Source organism: Georgenia sp. Z1491, from assembly GCF_049856175.1.
In the GTDB taxonomy this organism is placed as follows: Bacteria; Actinomycetota; Actinomycetes; order Actinomycetales; family Actinomycetaceae; genus JB111.
Genome location: NZ_JBNDNA010000001.1, coordinates 204,494 through 222,119 on the forward strand (window position 1 = coordinate 204,494; position 17,626 = coordinate 222,119).

A 17,626-nucleotide genomic window follows, 5' to 3' on the forward strand; every position below is an offset into this window, starting at 1 on the left:
GGCTCAGGTTCCGGTGCGCGCGGAGCGGCGGGGGTTCGGCCCCGCGAGCCGGTGCGTCATGACGACGAACACCGCCGCGGCCACGAGCACGGTCGCCCCCGCCGCGACCGCCGGGATCGTGCCCAGCACGAGATCGAAGATGAGCACGGCGGTCCCGGCGAGCATGAGCACCACACCTGCGAGCACCACGCGCAGGATCGTGTGCCCCAGCGCCACGGTCTGCTCCTTCATCCGACGACGGAAGAGAGTGCGATGGAGGGCGACAGGCGCCAGCCCCAGCGCGGTAGTGGTCACGCCGAGGAGCACCAGGGACAGGTAGACGGTGCGCTGGAAGTCCGTGAGGTCGGCGATGCGGTCCTGGAACGCCGCTGCCAGGAGGAAGCCCGTCATGATCTGGGTGCCCATCTGGGACACGCGGATCTCCTGCAGGAGCTCGGCCCAGTTGCGGTCGAAGCGCTCCGGCGCCGTCTCGTGCCGGCCCGGGTTGCTCGCGTCGCCTGCTTCGCCGTCGAGCGCGCCTCCGGTCGGGACCTCGCTCACGTGCCCTCCTGGGGTCTCCGGCGGGGGCGGCCGGTGCGCCGTGCGATCGGAGGCGCTCGCCTCAGTCGGCGGTCTGCTCGTCGGCGGTGCGGTTCCTGCGCAGGCGGTCGGTGAGCGAGGCCGGGCGCGGGGCGGACTCGGCCGCCAGGCGGGCGTGCTCCTTGACCAGGGGGACCACGTCGGCGATCGAGTCGAGCACCCGGGTCGCCTGGTAGGGGAAGCGGTCGACCATGTTCGGCTTCGTCGAACCGGTGAGGACGAGGATCGTGCGCATGCCCGCCTCGAGGCCCGACTTCACGTCGGTGTCCATGCGGTCGCCGACCATCACCGAGGTCTCGGAGTGGGCGTCGAGCCGGTTGAGCGCGCTGCGCATCATCAGGGCGTTCGGCTTCCCGATGAAGTACGGCACCTGGCCGGTGGCGGCGGTGACGAGGGCAGCGACGGAGCCGGTGGCCGGCAGGGTGCCCGACGGCGAGGGGCCCGAGACGTCCGGGTTCGTCGCGATGAAGCGGGCACCGTTCTCGATGAGGCGGATGCCGCGCGTGATGGCGGAGAAGGAGTAGGTGCGGGTCTCGCCGAGGACCACGTAGTCCGGGTCGCGCTCGGTGATCGTGTACCCGGCCTCGTGCAGGGCGGTGGTCAGGCCGGCCTCGCCGATGACGTAGGCGCTGCCGCCGGGGCGCTGGGTGCGCAGGAACTCGGCGGTGGCCAGGGCGGAGGTCCAGATGGACTCCTCCGGGATGTCGATGCCGGAGGCGAGAAGCCGGGCGCGCAGGTCGCGCGGCGTGTAGATCGAGTTGTTGGTGAGGACCGCGAAGGGCAGGTCGGCACTCTTCAGTGCGTCGATGAAGTCGACAGCGCCGGGCAGGGCGCTCTCCTCGTGAACGAGAACGCCGTCCATGTCGGTGAGCCAGCTGTCGACGGGCTTGAGCTCGTCGAACGAGGGCAGGTGGGGCGTGTTCATGGCTCCAGTGTCCCGGGTCCTGCCGTCCGGGGTAAGGACCCAGGGCACCATGGGGCCGTGAACCGGGTCACCGGGACGGGGGTCGGTAAATTCGCCGGGTCGATCACGTTTCGTACGTGCGTCGAGCGGGTGACCCGTGCGTCGCGGCGGGCAGCGCGCACGCGGCCGAGCCGCCCGGCAGCGCGAAGCGGTTCCGGGCGACGACGCCGTACGCGCGGGCGGCGAGCGGGCGAAGCGGACGTGCGTCGAGCAGGGCGCCCGCGACGCGCAGCCAGGCGGGACCGGTCCTCAGTGCGGCGGCGATCCCGCGAGCGCCGTAGCGCACCTCGCCGCCCGGCAGCACGAACGGGATCTCGCGGGTCGCCCGGTCGGCGTCCACGCCGAGCTCGGCGAGCCGTCCCGGGGTGATGGGTTCGATCGAGCAACCCATCTCGCGCCGGCCGAGCCAGCCGGCCGCCCGCGTGCAGGCCCCGCAGTCGGGGTCGTAGAGCAGGTGCCCGGCGGTCATGGCTCCACCGTAGTCCCGGGGGTGTCCGGGTCACCGGGCCGCCGACCCCTGGGCGCGGGCGGCCCAGGGGTCGGCCCAGGGTCCCCCGGCTCCACGAGCGGCTGCGGCTCCCCGGTGGCGGTCAGTGCTCGACGAGGGCGAGCGCCCGCGTCGGGGACCCGGAACCGCCCACGATCTTCAGCGGCGAGGTGAGGACGACGGCGCCGGTCTCCGGGAGCCGGTCGAGGTTGCGGAGCTGGGAGAGCCCGTACTTCCCGTTGCCCAGGAAGAAGTGGTGGCACGGGAACAGCGGGTCGAAGCCTCCGGCCGCCCCCGCGTCCGTGCCGACCGTCTCGACGCCGAGCCCCTGGAGCTCGGTGTCCTCGGCCACCCACCGGGCCGCCTCGACGGACAGCCCCGGCGAGGTGGGGCCGTCCGCCGTGCGGTTGATCATCTCCTCCTGGGTGGTGCGCGAGGACCAGCCGGAGCGCACGAGCAGCCAGCCACCGCGGGGCAGGCCGCCGATCTCCTCGGCGAACGCCTCGACCCGCTCGCGCTCGACGATGTAACCGGGCTCGTCCGCGACCTCGGCGGTGACGTCGAGGACGACCGCCGGGGCCACGAGCGCGCCGACGGGCACGGAGGCGATGTCCTGCCCGTCCCTGCCGCTCGCCCAGTGGTTCGGGGCGTCGAAGTGCGTGCCCGTGTGCTCGCCCGTGCGGAAGTTGTTCCAGTACCAGGCGGGCCCGCGGTCGTCGTACCGGCTGATCTCCTCGAGCTCGAAGCGCGCCGTCTGCCCGAACTGCTCGGGCAGCTCGAGGATCGGCGTCGTGTCGGCCAGCGGCGCGGTGAGGTCGACGATCTCCACCGCGCCGGAGGTCAGCGCCTCGGTGAGCGCGGTCAGGACGGAGGGACGGGACGGTGCGGTCATGTGTCGAGCTCCTTGACGGTCGGTCGGGCGGGTGGTGGGTCTGGGAGAGCTGCGGGTCCCCGGGCGACGGCGCCGTCGGGGGCCGTGGCCGCGACGACGGACGTCACGGCACGACGGCGGTGGCCTCGATCTCGATGAGCATGCCCGGGACGGCCAGCCCCGTCACCCCCACGATCGACTGGGCCGGATGCTCGGTGGAGCCCTGGACCTCCTCGACGGCCTCGGTGATCGTGGCGAACTCCGTGGGCCGGGTCGTGTAGACGGTGCGTCGGACGACGTGCTCGAAGCCGCCACCGACGGAGGCGAGGGCGATCTCGAGGTTGCGCATCGCGGCCACCGTCTGCTCGCGCAGGTCGTCGCCGCCGAGGATCGAGAAGTCGGGCGCCAGGGCGCCCTGACCGGCCACATGGACGGTGCGGCCGGCGGGCGCGACGGTCACGTGGCTGAAGCCGGGGGTGGGATGGAGCTCGGTCGGACTGACGAGCTCGCGCTGCTCGGACATGGGACGCCTCCGGGGGGTGAGGTGAGTCCGCCCCGCAGACGCGGGCACGGCACTGTGCGGCACACGTCACCATAGAGGTGGACGGGGCCCGTGGCTCCCTCGTCTCAGCGGCCGGGTCCTCCGGCCGCAGCCCAGGACACCGAGCCACCTCGACGACGAGAGGCGGCACGCGATGGACGCCCCCGGTACACCGGACGCACCGACCGCGACGGACGTGGCCGCAGCTGCGCGCCACGACCCCCCGCTGCCCGACGCGGGGCCCGACGGCACGCTTCCGGCAGTCGCCACGGTGGCCGACCTCGTCGGCTGGGCGCTCGCGCGGCTGGGCGCCGGGCACTGCTTCGGCGTCGTCGGCTCGGGAAACTTCCGGGTGACGAACGCCCTGCGCGCCCACGGGGTGCCGTTCACCGCCACCCGCCACGAGGGCGGCGCCGCGGTCATGGCCGACGCGTACGCGCGCATGTCCGGCACGGTCTCGCTCGTCTCGGTCCACCAGGGCTGCGGGCTGACCAACGCGGTGACCGGCATCGTCGAGGCGGCGAAGTCCCGCACGCCGATGATCGTCCTGGCCGCCGAGACCGCGCCCGCGGCCGTGCGCTCGAACTTCGCCATGGACCAGCCCGGTCTCGCCCGCTGCGGCGGTGCCGTGGCCGAGCGCGTCCACTCCGCCGCGAGCGCGCTGACCGACGTCGTCCGTGCCTTCCGCACCGCGAAGAACCAGCGCCGCACCGTGGTGCTCAACCTGCCCCTCGACGTCCAGGCCATGCCCGCCCCGCGGGCGGACCCCGCGGCGCTCGATCTCGCCCCGCCGCAGGCCGTCCGCCCGGGCAGCGACGCCGTCGAGCGGCTGGCCGACCTCCTCGCCGGTGCGGAGCGGCCCGTGCTCGTCGCCGGCCGCGGCGCCCGTGCGGCCGGCCGCGAGCTGCGGCGGCTCGCCGAACGGGTGGGTGCGCTCCTGGCCACCTCGGCCGTCGCGAAGGGCCTGTTCGAGGGCGACCCGTTCGACCTGGGGATCTCCGGCGGCTTCTCCTCCCCGACGACGGCGGAGCTGATCGCGGGCGCCGACCTCGTCGTCGGCGTGGGCTGCACCCTCAACATGTGGACGATGCGCCACGGGCGGCTGATCTCGGAGGGGACCACGGTGGTCCAGGTCGACCTCGAGGACGAGGCGCTGGGCGCCAACCGGCCGATCGATCTCGGGGTGCTGGGCGACAGCGCCGAGACCGCGACGGCCGTGACCGACGAGCTCGAGCGCCGCGGGGTCGCCCGCACCGGGTACCGCACGGACGAGGTGCGCGCCCGGATCGCGTTCGGCTCGCGGTGGAGGGACGTGCCGTTCGAGGACGCCTCGAGCGGCGTCCGGATCGATCCGCGGACCCTGACCCGCGCCCTCGACGACCTGCTCCCCGCCGAACGGATCGTGTCGATCGACTCCGGGAACTTCATGGGCTACCCGAGCCAGTACCTCGCCGTGCCCGACGAGAACGGCTTCTGCTTCACCCAGGCCTTCCAGTCGATCGGCCTCGGCCTCGGCACCGCGATCGGCGCCGCGCTCGCCCGGCCCGATCGACTCCCGGTCCTCGGCACCGGGGACGGAGGGCTCCTCATGGCGGTCGCCGAGCTGGAGACCGCCGTGCGGCTGCGGATCCCGCTCGTCGTCGTGGTCTACGACGACGCCGCCTACGGCGCCGAGGTCCACCACTTCGGCGTCGGCGCGGACGGCCGGTCGACCGGGGCCGACCTGTCGACGGTGACCTTCCCCGACGTCGACGTCGCGGCGATCGCCCGCGGCTTCGGGGCCGAGGGCGTCGTCGTGCGGGGCGAGGCGGACCTCGAGGCGGTGCGCGAGTGGGTGGCCGGTGAGCGCGACCGGCCGATCGTGATCGACGCGAAGATCGTGTCCGACGGCGGGGCCTGGTGGCTGCAGGAGGCCTTCCGTGGGCACTGACGCGGCTACGGTGTCGGTCGACGACGACCCGGAGGATCGATGGAGCTGACCGAGCTGGCGCTGCTCGCCGTGGTGGCGGTGGCGGCCGGAGCCGTCAACGGCGCCGTGGGCTCGGGCTCCCTCATCACCCTGCCCGCCCTGCTCTCGCTCGGTTTCTCGCCGGCGTCGGCCCTCGTGACGAACACGATCGGGATCCTGTTCTCGGCGGTCGGCGGGACCCTGCGCTACCGGGAGGACCTCGCCGCCGAGGGCACGGCCCTACGGTCGCTCATGGTGATGTCGGGCCTGGGCGCGGCCGTCGGGGCCTCGGCCCTGCTCGTCTCCCCGCCCGGAGCGCTGCAGGTCGTCGTCCCGTTCCTCATCGTGCTGGCGATCCTGCTCGTGGTGCTGCAGCCGATGATCGTGCGCGCGCTGGCCCGACGGCGCGAGCGGCGCGCCGCCGTGGGCGAGACCCGGCCGGGGGCCGACCGCGGGCCGTACGGCTCACGGGGTCTGCAGGCCTCGATGTTCGGCGCGTCGATCTACGGGGGCTACTTCACGGCCGCCCAGGGCATCCTCTACATGGGGGTCCTCGGGTCGTTCACCGGGCGTCCGCTCGGCGAGGTCAACGGGCCGAAGAACCTGCTGAGCGCGATCGTCAACCTCGTCGCGGCGGTGTTCTACACGGTCGCGTTCTTCCTCGGGCACGCCGACGTCGTGTGGGTGGCGTCGGCGGCGATCGGGCTCGGCGCGGTCGTCGGCGGGTATCTCGGCGCGGACATCGCCAAGCGGCTGCCGTCCGTGGTGCTGCGCGGGGTCATCGTCGTCGTCGCCCTGTTCGCGCTCGTGCGCGAGCTCACCTGAGTCACATCGTCCGGGACCGGAGGAGGGGGCCGCACCCGGCACAGGCACGGCTCCCGGCGGCCGGGTGCGGCCCGCAGGGGGCGCCCGGCCTGCCCGCTCGTGCGCGGCACCGGCACGTCCCGCCCGAGGAGGCCGACCACCTCGGGCGGGACGTCCCGGGTCGCAGGGCGCTACGAGTCGTCGTCCTTGTTCCGTCGGGCGCGCTCCGCGCGGTTCTCCGAGCGGCTGAACAGCCCGCGGCTGCGGGAGAGCCGGTAGTCGATCCGGGTGTCGACGTACTGCTCGACCTCCGGGTACCGCTCGAGGGACGAGGCCGTCATCTCGCCGGCGACCTTCATCCGCTGGAGGAGCTCCTCCCGCTCGAGGATCATGGAGTCGATCCGCAGGGCGCGGATGTTCGCCCACGCCATGAGCAGCAGGACGACGCTGAACGGCAGGGCCGTGATCAGGGACCCGGCCTGTACCGCGTTCAGTCCGCCGGCGACCAGCAGCGCCGCTGCGATGACGCCCTCGAGGACGGCCCACAGCACCCTCGACCACACCGGCGGGTTCGGGTGCCCGCCGGACGAGAGCATGTCGACGACGAGAGAGCCGGAGTCGGACGACGTGATGAAGAAGATGGCGATGAGGATGATGCCGGCGATCGAGAAGATCTCCCCGAGCGGCAGGTCGCCCAGGACCTGGAAGAGTGCCGCCTCGACGTTGACGTCGCCGTCCTCCACGAGATCGCCCTCCCCGAAGAACTGTCGGAACAGCCCCGTGCCGCCGAGGACCGAGAACCAGAGGAAGCCGACGACTGTCGGGACGAGCAGCACACCGGCGATGAACTGACGGACGGTGCGGCCGCGGGAGATGCGGGCGATGAACACACCGACGAACGGCGACCACGCGATCCACCAGCCCCAGTAGAACAGCGTCCAGTCGCCGAACCACGTGGACGCGCCCTCCCCGCGGTAGTAGGCGCCGACGTCGAACGTCATGCCGACGACACCCGCGAGGTAGGCCCCCAGCGACTCGACGAAGTTCTGCAGGAGGAAGACGGTCGGACCGAGCAGCAGCAGGCTGATGAGGAGGATGCCGGCGAGCGAGAGGTTGACGTTGGACAGGATCTTGATGCCTGCGCCGAGCCCACTGACCACCGAGATCGTGGCCAGCAGCGTGATGCCGATGATGAGGCCGACCAGCAGGACGTTGTCGACCTCGTCGACGATACCGATCTCCGCCATGCCGGCGGAGATCTGGCCGACGCCGAGCCCGAGCGAGGTGGCGACGCCTGCGATGGTGCCCACGACCGCGAGGACGTCGATGACATCGCCGACCCAGCCCTTGACGCGCTCACCGAGGATCGGTTCGAGCGCCCAGCGGATCGAGACCGGCCGCCCGCGACGGTGGATCGCGTAGGCCAGGGCGAGTCCGATGACCGCGTATACCGACCACGGGTGCAGCCCCCAGTGCAGGAACGTCTGGGCCATCGCCAGGGCGGACATCTCCGCCTCGTTGCCGCCCCAGGACGGCTTCGGCTCCGTCGTGGCGAACGTCAACGGCTCACCGACGCCGTAGAAGACGAGCCCGATGCCCATGCCGGCGGCGAAGAGCATCGCGAACCAGGACAGGACACCGAACTCCGGTTCCTCGCCGTCGCGGCCGAGCGTGATGCGACCGTACTTCGAGAGTCCGATACCGATGGCGACGACCACGAACGCGCCGACGACGAACATGTAGTACCAGTCGAGGTTGGAGTTGATCCATCCCTGAGCGCCCAGGAACATGTCGTCCGTGAAGTCGGGGAAGGCGATCGCGACGACGCACACGGCCAGGATGATGCTCAGCGCGGGCCAGAACACCCGTGGGGCGATGAGGCCCTTGCCGAGACGCACGCCGTGAGCACGCAGCTTGTCGGCGATCTGCGCGTCGGAGTCGGAGTCCTCGATCTGGAAGTTGCGGGGGAGACGCATCGTCTCCGGGAGATCGGCGGGGAGACCGGGGACCTTGACCTGCGTCATGGGTCGGGAGCGCGACTCGCCGGTCGACGTCGCATCTTCGGGCCCGGTGGACGGTGGCGGAGCCGACCCGCCCTCCGAGGTGGTCGGCCCATGCTCGTTCGTGGTCACGTCTGCTCCGTTCGTTACCGGCGATGAGGATTCACCAGGTTGTCCACTTAATCCCGCTTGTGCAAGTACGACCCCAGCGAGGGGGCGCCCCGCGGGTGGTCGGATCGCTCGGCGGGTCAGGGTTCAGAGCGCCCGGCCCAGCCGCGCGGCCTCCTCCTGCAGCACGGGCAGGTGCCGGGTGCGAAGCTCCTCGACGGTCGCGCGCGAGGCGAACACGGCCACGCTCATGGCTGCGCGGGTGGCACCGGTGGAGTCGACGACCGGCACCGACATCGTTCGCATGCCGGCCTCGAGCTCTTCGTCCGTGATCGCGTAACCGTCACGTCGTGCCTCCGAGACTCGTTCCCGGACCTGTTCGGGCGTGCGGAGCGTGCGCGGCGTGGTGGGGTGCGGAGACCACCGGGAGAGCAGGTCGTCGGTGACGGAGTCCGGCTCCGCCGCGAGCAGGACCCGTCCCGAGGCCGAGGCGAGGACGGGGAGGCGGGCGCCGAGGCGCACTCCGGCCGAGACGATCCGGCGGACCTCTGCTCGCGCGACGAACACGACGTAGGTGTCGTCCCGCAGGGCGACGGACACCGACTCCTCCAGCTCGTCGCGCGCGCGATCGACGCACGGTGTGGCCAGCGACGCCAGGGGCGAGGTCTCGATGTAGGAGGACCCGAGCCGGACGATCCGCGGGGTCGGCCGATAGAACTTTCCGTCGAAGGAGACGTATCCGGACTCCTCGAGGGTGATGAGGCAGCGCCTGGCGCTCGCGGGGCTCAGCTGAGCCCCGCGAGCGGCCTCGGCCACCGTCACTCGCGGCAGGTCCGGGCCGAAGAGCTCCAGGATCGCCAGCCCCTTCGCGAGCCCGCCCATCGTCTCCCGCCGCGGCGCCGCGGCCCGGCTTCCGGCGGCGGGAGCGTGCGGCGTCGGGAGGACCGGGGCGGACGGCGCGGCGCCGCCGTCGTCCGGACTCGTCTGGGGCATGCCTCATGGTCCCGTCGCTGGTCGTGAAGGGGCAACCGGGGCTCGGACCACCACCGACGGCGGGGTTGCGCGAAGCCGGCAGCGGGATAGTGCGGAACCGGCGATGGTCGGTGTCAGGGCGTGTACATCAGCGCGTCGACATCGAGCTCCTCGTCCAGGAGTCCGTACTCGAGCATGAGGTCGCGCAGCACGTCGAAGTCGGTGAGGTCCGACGTTGGTGTCAGGGCCGGGGGAGACAGCTCGGAGGCCAGCTGGGGGTCGATCTCCGTGTACCCGGGTATGGCCTCGGCGATGACGCCGGGGTCGTCCTCCGCCTCGGCCATCGCCTGGTCCATGACGGCGATGAAGGAGTCGACGACATCGGCGTTCTCGGCGAGGTACTCCTCGGTCGTCAGCCAGCCGGCGACCGGCAGATTCTCGGTCGGCCCCTCGAACGCGGAGGCGACCTCGCGATGACCGGCCTGAACGCCGCGCGTGAGGAACGGTTCGACGAGCCAGGCGGCGTCGACGTGCCCCTGCTCGAGGGCGGCGCCCATGTCGGGCGGCGGCATCTCGACGAACTCCACGGTCGCAAGGTCCACGCCGTGCGACTCCAGCACGGCACGCGACGTGAGCTCCTGGATGTTGCCCAGGCTGTTGATGGCCACCGAGGCCCCGGACAGGTCTGCCGGATCCTCGATGGGGGAGTCCGCCGGTACGTAGATGCCCTGCGGGCCGGACCGGTTGTTCTCCCGAACGATCCGCAGCGGCAGACCCTCCTGGGCGCCCTGGAGCACCGAGACGAAGTTCGAGTAGGTGATGTGGACGTCGCCGGACATCATCGCTGCGATCTGAGCCGCTCCCGCCGACGACGAGACGAACTCGACGTCGAGGCCCGCCTCCTCGAAGAGCCCCGTGTCCAGCGCGTGATGGAAGGGGGCCAGGTCGGCGAGCGGCATCGTGCCGACGACGATCGATGGAGCGCTCTCCTCGTCGGTGCTCGCCTCCTCCTCCCCGGAGCCGCAGGCGGTGAGGACGAGGACGGCGGCGGTGCCGGCGACGGCGGCGCGCAGGTGGGTGGTGGTCATGTGGTGCTCCCCTGGGTGGATGGGTGGCTCGTGGCCACGAGATCTGCCACGACGTCGATGTCGTAGAGCCAGCGACGGAACTCCTTGGACTCCTCGAGCTCGGCGTCGCGCCGGTCGAGGTCGGAGAACTGCGAGTCGTACCGGCGGCCGGAACGCCGCGACCCGGCCTGGACGGACGACGTGCGGCCGAGGCGGATGTCCGAGTAGCGCTGGAGCGCGGCCGGCGCGGACTCCGCGTCCGCTCCAGCGAGCAGCTCGGCGAGGACCGCAGCGTCCTCGATCGCCTGGTTCGCTCCCTGCCCGACGTGCGGCAGCATCGGGTGCGCGGCGTCGCCGAGGAGGGTCACGTGCCCCGTGGTCCAGCGTGAGAGCGGCTCGCGGTCGTACATGCCCCACCGGTTCGTCGAGTCGATCTGCGACAGGAGGCGCGTGGTGCGCTCGTCCCAGCCGGAGAACTCGGCGATCAGCTGGCGTGGGTCGCCCGGGGCGGACCACGACTCGCGCATCTCGTCGTCGGCGGGGACGAAGCCCACGACGTTGATGAGGTCGCCGCCGCGGACAGGGAAGACGAGGAGGTGCCGCCCGCCGCCCATCCAGACCTCGAACGCGTCGGCCGGCCAGTCCGGTACGCGGCTCCGTGGGACCAGGCCGCGGTACGCCACCTGCCCGGAGAACTGCGGTGCAGAGGGGGCGGTGACCGCCTCGCGCACCCGGGAATGGATGCCGTCGGCGCCGACGACGACGTCGGCACGGCGCACACGGCCGTCCGTGAGTCGGATCTCCGCGCCGTGCTCGAGCGTGACGACGTCGGCGACCGTGTGCCCCGTGTGGAGACTGTCCGAGGGGAGCGGGGCGAGCAGCGCGTCGAGGAGGTCGGCGCGGTGGACGCCCGCCACCGGGTAGGCGCCGTCGCTCGAGCCGACGACGACGGACGTGACGGGTGAACCGTCCTCGCGCCGGTACGTCGATCCGGGCCCGAAGGGCACGACGACCTCTCGTACGGCAGGCCCGACACCGATCCGGTCGAGCTGGCGCAGCCCGTTCGGTGCCAGCTGGACGCCCGCCCCGATCTCCCCGATCGCCGGCGCCTGCTCGAGCACGTCGACCGCGATCCCTTTCGCGCGTAGAGCGTTGGCGGCAGCCAGGCCGCCGATCCCCGCGCCGACGACCGCCACGCTGAGGTCCGTCACGGCGCATCACCTCTCTTCGTCGAGTTCGATATACGAATAAGATTCGCTTGTCGAACTACGCTATCGAGGTCGGCAGGCTCGGTCAATCGCTGCGAGCCCGGCGCGACCTACTCTCGAGCGATGGGTGCGCGCGGGGCGGGAGGAGCTGCGGGTGGGGGGCGTCCCGCCGGGGACACCACGCTGGACCGACTGATCCGCATCCTCGACGCCTTCGACGCCGGCCGGACCACGCTGACCGTGGCCGCGCTCGCGAGGCGAGCCGCGATCCCGCTCCCGACCGCCTACCGCTGGGTCGAACGGCTGACGGCGGCCGGCCTGCTCGAACGGGGGACCGGCGGCGCCGTCGGCCCCGGCATGAAGCTGTGGGAGCTGGCGTCACGGTCCGCCCCGAGCACCTCGCTGCGCAACGCGGCGATGCCGTTCATGGACGACGTCCAGGCGGTGCTGCGCCAGCACACGCAGATCGCGGTGCTCGACGAGGCCGGCGTCCTGGTGCTCGAGCGGCTCTCCGCCCGCGGCGCGGTGCCCAACCAGGCCACGGTCGCCGGCCGGCTGCCGACGTCGACGACCTCGCTGGGTCTGGTGCTGCTCGCGTACTCCCCGTCCGGCGTCACCGAGGATTTTCTCGCCCGGCACGCCGAGGAGCTCGGTGCCCCGCAGGTGCCCGCGGACCTCGCCGCCGGACGGACGCCGGTCCGCGGCACCGCCCGGGGCGTCGTCAACCCCACCGAGATCGAGCTGCGGCGGCAGCTGGCGGCGGTACGCAGCCAGGGTTGGGCGGCGGTGGACGGCCAGGTCGACTCCGAGGCCACCGGGGTGGCGGTCCCGGTGCTCACGGCCCGGGGCCGGGTCCTGGCCGCCCTCGGCGTCGTCGTGCCGAGGTCCTCCGAGCTGCGCCCGGGGCTGGCCCCGATGCTCATGGCGGCGGCGCGGGGCATCAGCCGTGCGGTGGGGGAGCGGCAGGTGGCGTCGCAGGGCGCTTCGCCTCCCCACGTACCTGCGCCGTGACGTTCTCACCCAGTGAGAATGGACGTTCTGGCGACCCGTCATCTCCTCCAGACTGACCGGCACCGGGCGGCGTCACGGCGGACGCGCCCTCGCGACGAAGGAGCTGGAGTGGCAGACCCCGCACCCGTGACCCGCACGAAGGTCGGCATCGTCGGCGGCGGGCCGGCCGGGCTTCTGCTCTCGCACCTGCTGGCGCAGCAGGGCATCGACAACGTGGTGCTCGAGTCCCGCGACCACGAGACCATCTCCCACACCCATCGCGCCGGCATCCTCGAGCAGCAGGCCGTGGAGATGCTCACCGGCTCCGGCGTCGACGGGCGAGTCCTCACCCACGGGGACGAGCACGCCGGGATCGCCCTGCGCTTCAACGGCGAGTCGCACCCGCTGAACTTCCCGGACCTGGTGGGGGCCACCGTCACCCTCTACGCGCAGAACGAGGTGTTCGTCGACCTCGCCGCGGCCCGCGCCCGCGACGGCGGGGACGTCCGCTACCTCCGCGAGGTCGTCGGCCTGGACGGCGCGACGTCGGACACCCCGACGGTCCGGTACCGGGACACCTCCCCCGGTGCCGACCCGGACGCGATCCACGAGCTCAGGTGCGACGTCGTCGTCGGGGCGGACGGCTCGCGGTCCTTCTGCCGGCGTGCCCTCGGCGACGACGCGGAGCATCGCGACCACCGGGTCGAGTACCCGTTCGCCTGGTTCGGGATCCTCACCGAGGCGCCGAAGTCGTCGCCCGAGCTCATCTACGCCAACTCCCCGCACGGCTTCGCGCTCATCTCGCAGCGCTCGGAGACCGTGCAGCGCATGTACTTCCAGTGCGACCCCGACGAGCGGGTCGAGGACTGGTCCGACGACCGGATCTGGTCCGAGCTCCAGCGGCGCGTCGCCGGCCCGGACGGGTTCGAGCTGCGGACCGGCCCCATCTTCGACCGCACGGTGCTCGGCTTCCGCTCCTTCGTCCGCGAGCCCATGAGCCACGGCAACGTCTTCCTCGCCGGCGACGCCGCGCACACCGTCCCGCCGACCGGCGCCAAGGGACTCAACCTGGCCTTCGCCGACGTCAAGGTCCTCTTCGAGGCGCTCGACTCCTACTTCGGCACCGGCTCGCGCGACCTGCTCAACGCCTACAGCGACACCGCGCTGCGGCGGGTGTGGAAGGCGCAGAACTTCTCGTACTGGATGACGTCGATGCTGCACACCCACCCCGACGCGGACCCGTTCGAGACGAAGCGTGCGCTGGGCGAGCTGGACACCGTGACGTCCTCGCGCTACGGCCAGCAGTACCTCGCCGAGTCCTACACCGGCTGGCCGCACGCATGACCGGCACACGAGACACGACACGACCGGCACACGACACACGAAAGGAGGGTCCCGTGAGCACCCAGGCTCCCAGGCGGGCCGACGCCGCTGACGACGACGAGACGTTCGACAGCGCCCACGTCCTCGACCCCGCCGCGACGCAGGACTCCCAGGCGACCATCAGCGCGGAGATCAGCTCGATCCACGCCGGTGCCTCGGGCGAGACGCAGCCGCGCGTCGACTTCCCGCCGTACCGCAGCTCCCTGCTGCGCCACCCGACGAAGGCGATGCAGCACGCCGACCCGGAGACCATCGAGCTGTGGTCGCCGGCCTTCGGCCACCGCGACGTGCATGCCGTGGAGTCCGACCTGACGATCCAGGGCTCGGGGGAGCCGCTCGGCGAGCGCATCGTCGTGCGCGGCCGGATCCTCGACGGCGACGGCCGCCCCGTGCGCGGCCAGCTCGTCGAGATCTGGCAGGCGAACGCCTCGGGGCGCTACGTGCACAAGCGGGACCAGCACCCGGCGCCCCTGGACCCGAACTTCAACGGCATCGGCCGCACGATCACCGACGACTCCGGTACGTACTCGTTCACCACCATCAAGCCCGCCCCCTACCCGTGGAAGAACCACCACAACGCCTGGCGGCCGGCGCACATCCACTTCTCCCTGTTCGGGACCGACTTCACGCAGCGGATGATCACCCAGATGTACTTCCCGGGCGACCCGCTGTTCGCGCTGGACCCGATCTTCCAGTCGATCACCGACCAGGCCGCCCGCGACCGCCTGGTCGCCACGTACGACCACGACGTGTCCAGCCACGAGTGGAACACCGGGTACACGTTCGACATCGTGCTCACCGGCAGCAACCGGACCTGGATGGAGGAGGACCCCGATGCGCATTGACGCCGAGCAGCTGCGCGCGGCCCAGGAGGGGCGCGAGCGACTTGCGCCCACGCCGGGGCAGACGATCGGACCGTTCTTCGGCTACGTCGACGCCTACGGGCCGGTCTACCTGCCCTTCCCCGACGGCCAGCACCTCGTCGCGCCGGGCAGCCCGCGTGCGGTGCGCCTGACGGGCACCGTCTACGACGGGAACGGCACCCCGGTCCCCGACGCACTGATCGAGATCTGGCAGGCCGACGAGGAGGGCCGCATCGTCCAGGAGACGGGGTCGCTCGTGCGTGACGGCTGGACCTTCACCGGCTGGGGGCGCGCGGCCGTGGACAACGTCGGCACCTTCACGTTCTCCACCGTGGAGCCGGGACCCGTCGAGCCGGGTGCGGCCGCCTTCATCCACATGGTGGTGTTCGCCCGCGGCCTGCCGAACAAGCTGCACACCCGGATCTACCTGCCCGAGGACACGGAGGCGCTGGCCGCGGACCCGCTGCTGTCGTCGGTGGAGGAGTCGCGCCGGCACACGCTCGTCGCCGACCGCCTGCCGGACGGATCGCTGCACTTCGACGTCCGGCTCCAGGGCCTGGGCGAGCACGCGGCCGACGAGACGGTGTTCCTCCAGTTCCCCGGCATCGAGTACCCGGCGGTCACGTGAGCGCCCCCACCGTCACGGCGACCCGGCTGACCCCGGGCACCGAGGCGCCGCCCGGTGCGGACGTGCTCGTCGTCGGCGCGGGCCTCGGCACCGGCGTGCAGGCCCTGTGGGCCGGGTGCGCCGCCGAGCTCGCCGACAGGTTCGTCGTCGTCGGCTGGGACATGCCCGGGCACGGCAGCTCCCCGGCACGGGACGAGCCGACGTCGGTCGCGGACCTGGCCGACGCCCTCGCCGCCCTCGTCGGGGACCTGCGGGAGTCCGGCGTCGCGACGGAGGGCGCGCGGATCGCGTACGCCGGGGTGTCCCTCGGCGGCGCCGTCGCCCTGCAGCTCGCCCTGGACCACCCGCGGCTGTTCGACGGTATCGCCGTGGTCTGCTCGGCGGCCCGGATCGGCGAGCCGGACGCCTGGCGCGAGCGGGCGGCGTTCGTCGCGGCGTCGGGCACGCCGTCCCAGGTGACCGGCTCCGCCGAGCGCTGGTTCGCCCCGGGCTTCATCGAGCGTCACCCCGACCGGGCCGCCGCACTGCTGCACACCCTCCAGGACGCCGACCGCCACGCCTACGCCCGGCTCTGCGAGGCGCTCGCGGAGTTCGACGTCCGCGACCGGCTCGGCGAGGTCGCCACCCCGCTGCTCACCGTCCACGGCGCCGACGACGCCGTGTGCCCGCCCCCGCGCGGGGAGGAGATCGTCGGTGCCGTGCAGGCCGGTACGGCCGTCGTCCTCGAGGGCGTGGCGCACCAGGCGCCCGCCGAGGACCCGGTGGGCACGGCACGCGCGCTCGCCGCGCATCTGCTCCCGTGAGTCGCCGCCGAGCACCTGCCCGGTGAGCGTCCCTCCCTGCGGGCGGGCGACCGGGCGGGCGACCGGGCGGTGGCCCTCGGCAGCGGTCATGTGCGCCCTTCGGCAGCGAGGGCGACGGCCTCGGCGTCGTGGCCGTAGATCCATCCGTTGGCGACCAACGGGTCCCCGTCCGCGAGGCGGGCGTCGCGCTCGCGCTGGGCCGCGCCGTCGGGCAGGTGGTTGGCGTGCACGCGACCGTGGCTGATGCGCTGGATCTCGGCCGTGCGCGCACGTCGCAGCTCCTCGTAGCGGAGCAGTGCGGCGTGCGGGTCGTCGGGGGTGGTCGACAGCGTGACGGCCAGCGTGGCGGCGTCCTCGACCGCCTGCGCCGCCCCCTGGGCGTAGAACGGGAACTGGGGGTGCGCGGCGTCGCCGAGCAGGGTGACGCCGCCGAAGGTCCAGCGTGGCAGCGGCGGTCGGTCGAGGAGCGCCCAGCGGCCGACCCGCCCGGAGGCCGCGACGAGGTCGGTGACCCGGCGGTCCCAGCCGGCGAACTCGGCGCGGAACTGCTCCACGGTCGTCTCGGCCGTCCACGAGTCGTCCCGGTCGTCGCCGGCCGGGCCGAACGCGACGACGTTGACCAGCCGTCCCGCGCTCACGGGGTAGTGGACGAGGTGATGGTCCGGACCGAGCCAGAGCGTGTGGACCGGCTCCCTCGCGCCGGGCGGGGCGTGCTCCGCGGGGACCAGGGCGCGGTAGGCGACGATCCCGGACGGCTCGGGCTCCTCCGGGGCAGCGAGCTGCTGACGGAGCACGCTGTGCACGCCGTCGGCGGCGACCACCACGTCCGCCTCGTGGCTCGAGCCGTCGGCGAGGTCGATGCGGTAGTGGTCGCCGACCTCAGTCACCCCGACCGCCCGCACGCCGAGCGAGACCTGCTCGGCGGGGACCGCGCCGCGCACGGTCGCCAGCAGGTCGGCCCGGTGCGCCGTGTACGTCCGCTCGCCGTACAGCTGCTCGCACGCCGGGTCGAGCCGCTCGGTGGAGAGCACGCGGCCGTCCTCCCAGCGCTGGAACTGCCAGGCCGCGCGCAGCGGGACGGCCGAACGGGAGAAGTCCTCGTAGCGACCCAGGCGGCGCAGGAGCCGGACGATGTTCGGTGCGGCGACCACGCCCGCACCGACCTCCCTGAGCTCCGCCGCCTGCTCGAGCACGTGGGCGGTCAGGCCGTGACGCGCGAGGAACGCGGCGGTGGCGAGGCCACCGATCCCCCCGCCGACGACGGTGATCCGTGGCTGGGTGCGGGACGTGGGCGTCGTCATGGGTCCTCCGGGGTGCGGGCGTCGGCGCCTGGGCGGGCCGGTCGTGGTGTCCGCCGACCCGGATCGTGCGCGAGGGCGGGGCAGCTGAGGTACCCCGAGGTCCGATCAA

The 17,626-nt window shown here is 72.8% G+C and carries 17 protein-coding genes; 7 read left to right on the forward strand and 10 right to left on the reverse strand.

Features of this window, described 5'->3' with window-relative positions; translation table 11 throughout:
• Positions 1 to 3 precede the first annotated feature (3 nt).
• From ACPYO4_RS01035 to ACPYO4_RS01055, 5 genes are all read right to left on the reverse strand, one after another.
• Entirely contained in the window at positions 4 to 540 is a 537-nt protein-coding gene (locus ACPYO4_RS01035; protein ID WP_425707339.1) for a DUF6328 family protein, read from the reverse strand.
• A 61-nt stretch (positions 541 to 601) separates the two neighbouring features.
• A complete protein-coding gene (locus ACPYO4_RS01040) occupies positions 602 to 1,504 on the reverse strand; it encodes an HAD-IIA family hydrolase (protein ID WP_425707340.1) in 903 nt (300 codons plus the stop codon).
• A 103-nt stretch (positions 1,505 to 1,607) separates the two neighbouring features.
• On the reverse strand, positions 1,608 to 2,012 hold the full coding sequence (locus ACPYO4_RS01045; RefSeq protein WP_425707341.1) for a thiol-disulfide oxidoreductase DCC family protein: 405 nt from the start codon (positions 2,010 to 2,012) through the stop codon (positions 1,608 to 1,610).
• Between the two features lie 121 nt (positions 2,013 to 2,133).
• Positions 2,134 to 2,922 carry a cyclase family protein gene (locus tag ACPYO4_RS01050; protein ID WP_425707342.1) on the reverse strand — a complete coding sequence of 263 codons (789 nt, stop codon included), beginning with the start codon at positions 2,920 to 2,922 and terminating at the stop codon, positions 2,134 to 2,136.
• Positions 2,923 to 3,025: 103 nt separating this feature from the next.
• On the reverse strand, positions 3,026 to 3,424 hold the full coding sequence (locus ACPYO4_RS01055; protein ID WP_425707343.1) for a RidA family protein: 399 nt from the start codon (positions 3,422 to 3,424) through the stop codon (positions 3,026 to 3,028).
• Between the two features lie 172 nt (positions 3,425 to 3,596).
• On the opposite strand from ACPYO4_RS01055, the gene ACPYO4_RS01060 reads away from it, so the two are divergent.
• Together ACPYO4_RS01060 and ACPYO4_RS01065 are read left to right on the forward strand one after the other, a co-directional pair.
• Positions 3,597 to 5,372, forward strand: coding sequence for a thiamine pyrophosphate-binding protein (locus tag ACPYO4_RS01060; RefSeq protein WP_425707344.1), 1,776 nt, complete (start codon positions 3,597 to 3,599; stop codon positions 5,370 to 5,372).
• Between the two features lie 39 nt (positions 5,373 to 5,411).
• Positions 5,412 to 6,215 carry a sulfite exporter TauE/SafE family protein gene (locus ACPYO4_RS01065; protein WP_425707345.1) on the forward strand — a complete coding sequence of 268 codons (804 nt, stop codon included), beginning with the start codon at positions 5,412 to 5,414 and terminating at the stop codon, positions 6,213 to 6,215.
• Positions 6,216 to 6,385: 170 nt separating this feature from the next.
• On the opposite strand, the gene ACPYO4_RS01070 is transcribed toward ACPYO4_RS01065, so the two are convergent.
• From ACPYO4_RS01070 to ACPYO4_RS01085, 4 genes are all read right to left on the reverse strand, one after another.
• A complete protein-coding gene (locus ACPYO4_RS01070) occupies positions 6,386 to 8,218 on the reverse strand; it encodes a BCCT family transporter (protein WP_425707346.1) in 1,833 nt (610 codons plus the stop codon).
• Positions 8,219 to 8,449: 231 nt separating this feature from the next.
• Complete coding sequence (locus ACPYO4_RS01075) at positions 8,450 to 9,295, reverse strand: IclR family transcriptional regulator domain-containing protein (RefSeq protein WP_425707347.1); 846 nt, start codon at positions 9,293 to 9,295, stop codon at positions 8,450 to 8,452.
• Positions 9,296 to 9,408: 113 nt separating this feature from the next.
• Entirely contained in the window at positions 9,409 to 10,362 is a 954-nt protein-coding gene (locus tag ACPYO4_RS01080; RefSeq protein ID WP_425707348.1) for an ABC transporter substrate-binding protein, read from the reverse strand.
• Positions 10,359 to 11,552, reverse strand: a complete 1,194-nt coding sequence (locus tag ACPYO4_RS01085; RefSeq protein ID WP_425707349.1) for an FAD-dependent monooxygenase — start codon at positions 11,550 to 11,552, stop codon at positions 10,359 to 10,361. The genes ACPYO4_RS01080 and ACPYO4_RS01085 overlap by 4 nt, the downstream gene beginning before the upstream one ends.
• A 120-nt stretch (positions 11,553 to 11,672) precedes the next feature.
• Between ACPYO4_RS01085 and ACPYO4_RS01090 the strand changes: the two genes are divergently transcribed.
• From ACPYO4_RS01090 to ACPYO4_RS01110, 5 genes are all read left to right on the forward strand, one after another.
• Positions 11,673 to 12,560 carry an IclR family transcriptional regulator gene (locus ACPYO4_RS01090; protein WP_425707350.1) on the forward strand — a complete coding sequence of 296 codons (888 nt, stop codon included), beginning with the start codon at positions 11,673 to 11,675 and terminating at the stop codon, positions 12,558 to 12,560.
• Positions 12,561 to 12,668: 108 nt separating this feature from the next.
• Positions 12,669 to 13,883, forward strand: coding sequence for a 4-hydroxybenzoate 3-monooxygenase (locus tag ACPYO4_RS01095; RefSeq protein WP_425707351.1), 1,215 nt, complete (start codon positions 12,669 to 12,671; stop codon positions 13,881 to 13,883).
• Positions 13,884 to 13,936: 53 nt separating this feature from the next.
• Positions 13,937 to 14,767 carry a protocatechuate 3,4-dioxygenase subunit beta gene (gene pcaH, locus ACPYO4_RS01100; protein WP_425707352.1) on the forward strand — a complete coding sequence of 277 codons (831 nt, stop codon included), beginning with the start codon at positions 13,937 to 13,939 and terminating at the stop codon, positions 14,765 to 14,767.
• Positions 14,757 to 15,413, forward strand: coding sequence for a protocatechuate 3,4-dioxygenase subunit alpha (gene pcaG / locus ACPYO4_RS01105; protein WP_425707353.1), 657 nt, complete (start codon positions 14,757 to 14,759; stop codon positions 15,411 to 15,413). Before pcaH ends, pcaG begins: the two co-directional genes overlap by 11 nt.
• Positions 15,410 to 16,216: an alpha/beta fold hydrolase gene (locus ACPYO4_RS01110; RefSeq protein WP_425707354.1), complete on the forward strand. Its 807-nt coding sequence runs from the start codon at positions 15,410 to 15,412 to the stop codon at positions 16,214 to 16,216. The genes pcaG and ACPYO4_RS01110 overlap by 4 nt, the downstream gene beginning before the upstream one ends.
• Before the next feature lie 86 nt (positions 16,217 to 16,302).
• On the opposite strand, the gene ACPYO4_RS01115 is transcribed toward ACPYO4_RS01110, so the two are convergent.
• Positions 16,303 to 17,517 carry an FAD-dependent monooxygenase gene (locus tag ACPYO4_RS01115; protein WP_425707355.1) on the reverse strand — a complete coding sequence of 405 codons (1,215 nt, stop codon included), beginning with the start codon at positions 17,515 to 17,517 and terminating at the stop codon, positions 16,303 to 16,305.
• Positions 17,518 to 17,626: the final 109 nt, after the last annotated feature.

Coding starts and splice junctions, on each gene's coding strand:
- ACPYO4_RS01040 (WP_425707340.1), bottom strand. CDS start 1,504: ATGAACACGCCCCACCTGCCCTCGTTCGACGAGCTCAAGCCCGTCGAC.
- ACPYO4_RS01045 (WP_425707341.1), bottom strand. CDS start 2,012: ATGACCGCCGGGCACCTGCTCTACGACCCCGACTGCGGGGCCTGCACG.
- pcaG (WP_425707353.1), top strand. CDS start 14,757: ATGCGCATTGACGCCGAGCAGCTGCGCGCGGCCCAGGAGGGGCGCGAG.
- ACPYO4_RS01060 (WP_425707344.1), top strand. CDS start 3,597: ATGGACGCCCCCGGTACACCGGACGCACCGACCGCGACGGACGTGGCC.
- ACPYO4_RS01075 (WP_425707347.1), bottom strand. CDS start 9,295: ATGCCCCAGACGAGTCCGGACGACGGCGGCGCCGCGCCGTCCGCCCCG.
- ACPYO4_RS01080 (WP_425707348.1), bottom strand. CDS start 10,362: ATGACCACCACCCACCTGCGCGCCGCCGTCGCCGGCACCGCCGCCGTC.
- ACPYO4_RS01115 (WP_425707355.1), bottom strand. CDS start 17,517: ATGACGACGCCCACGTCCCGCACCCAGCCACGGATCACCGTCGTCGGC.
- ACPYO4_RS01090 (WP_425707350.1), top strand. CDS start 11,673: ATGGGTGCGCGCGGGGCGGGAGGAGCTGCGGGTGGGGGGCGTCCCGCC.
- ACPYO4_RS01050 (WP_425707342.1), bottom strand. CDS start 2,922: ATGACCGCACCGTCCCGTCCCTCCGTCCTGACCGCGCTCACCGAGGCG.
- ACPYO4_RS01055 (WP_425707343.1), bottom strand. CDS start 3,424: ATGTCCGAGCAGCGCGAGCTCGTCAGTCCGACCGAGCTCCATCCCACC.
- ACPYO4_RS01070 (WP_425707346.1), bottom strand. CDS start 8,218: ATGACGCAGGTCAAGGTCCCCGGTCTCCCCGCCGATCTCCCGGAGACG.
- ACPYO4_RS01065 (WP_425707345.1), top strand. CDS start 5,412: ATGGAGCTGACCGAGCTGGCGCTGCTCGCCGTGGTGGCGGTGGCGGCC.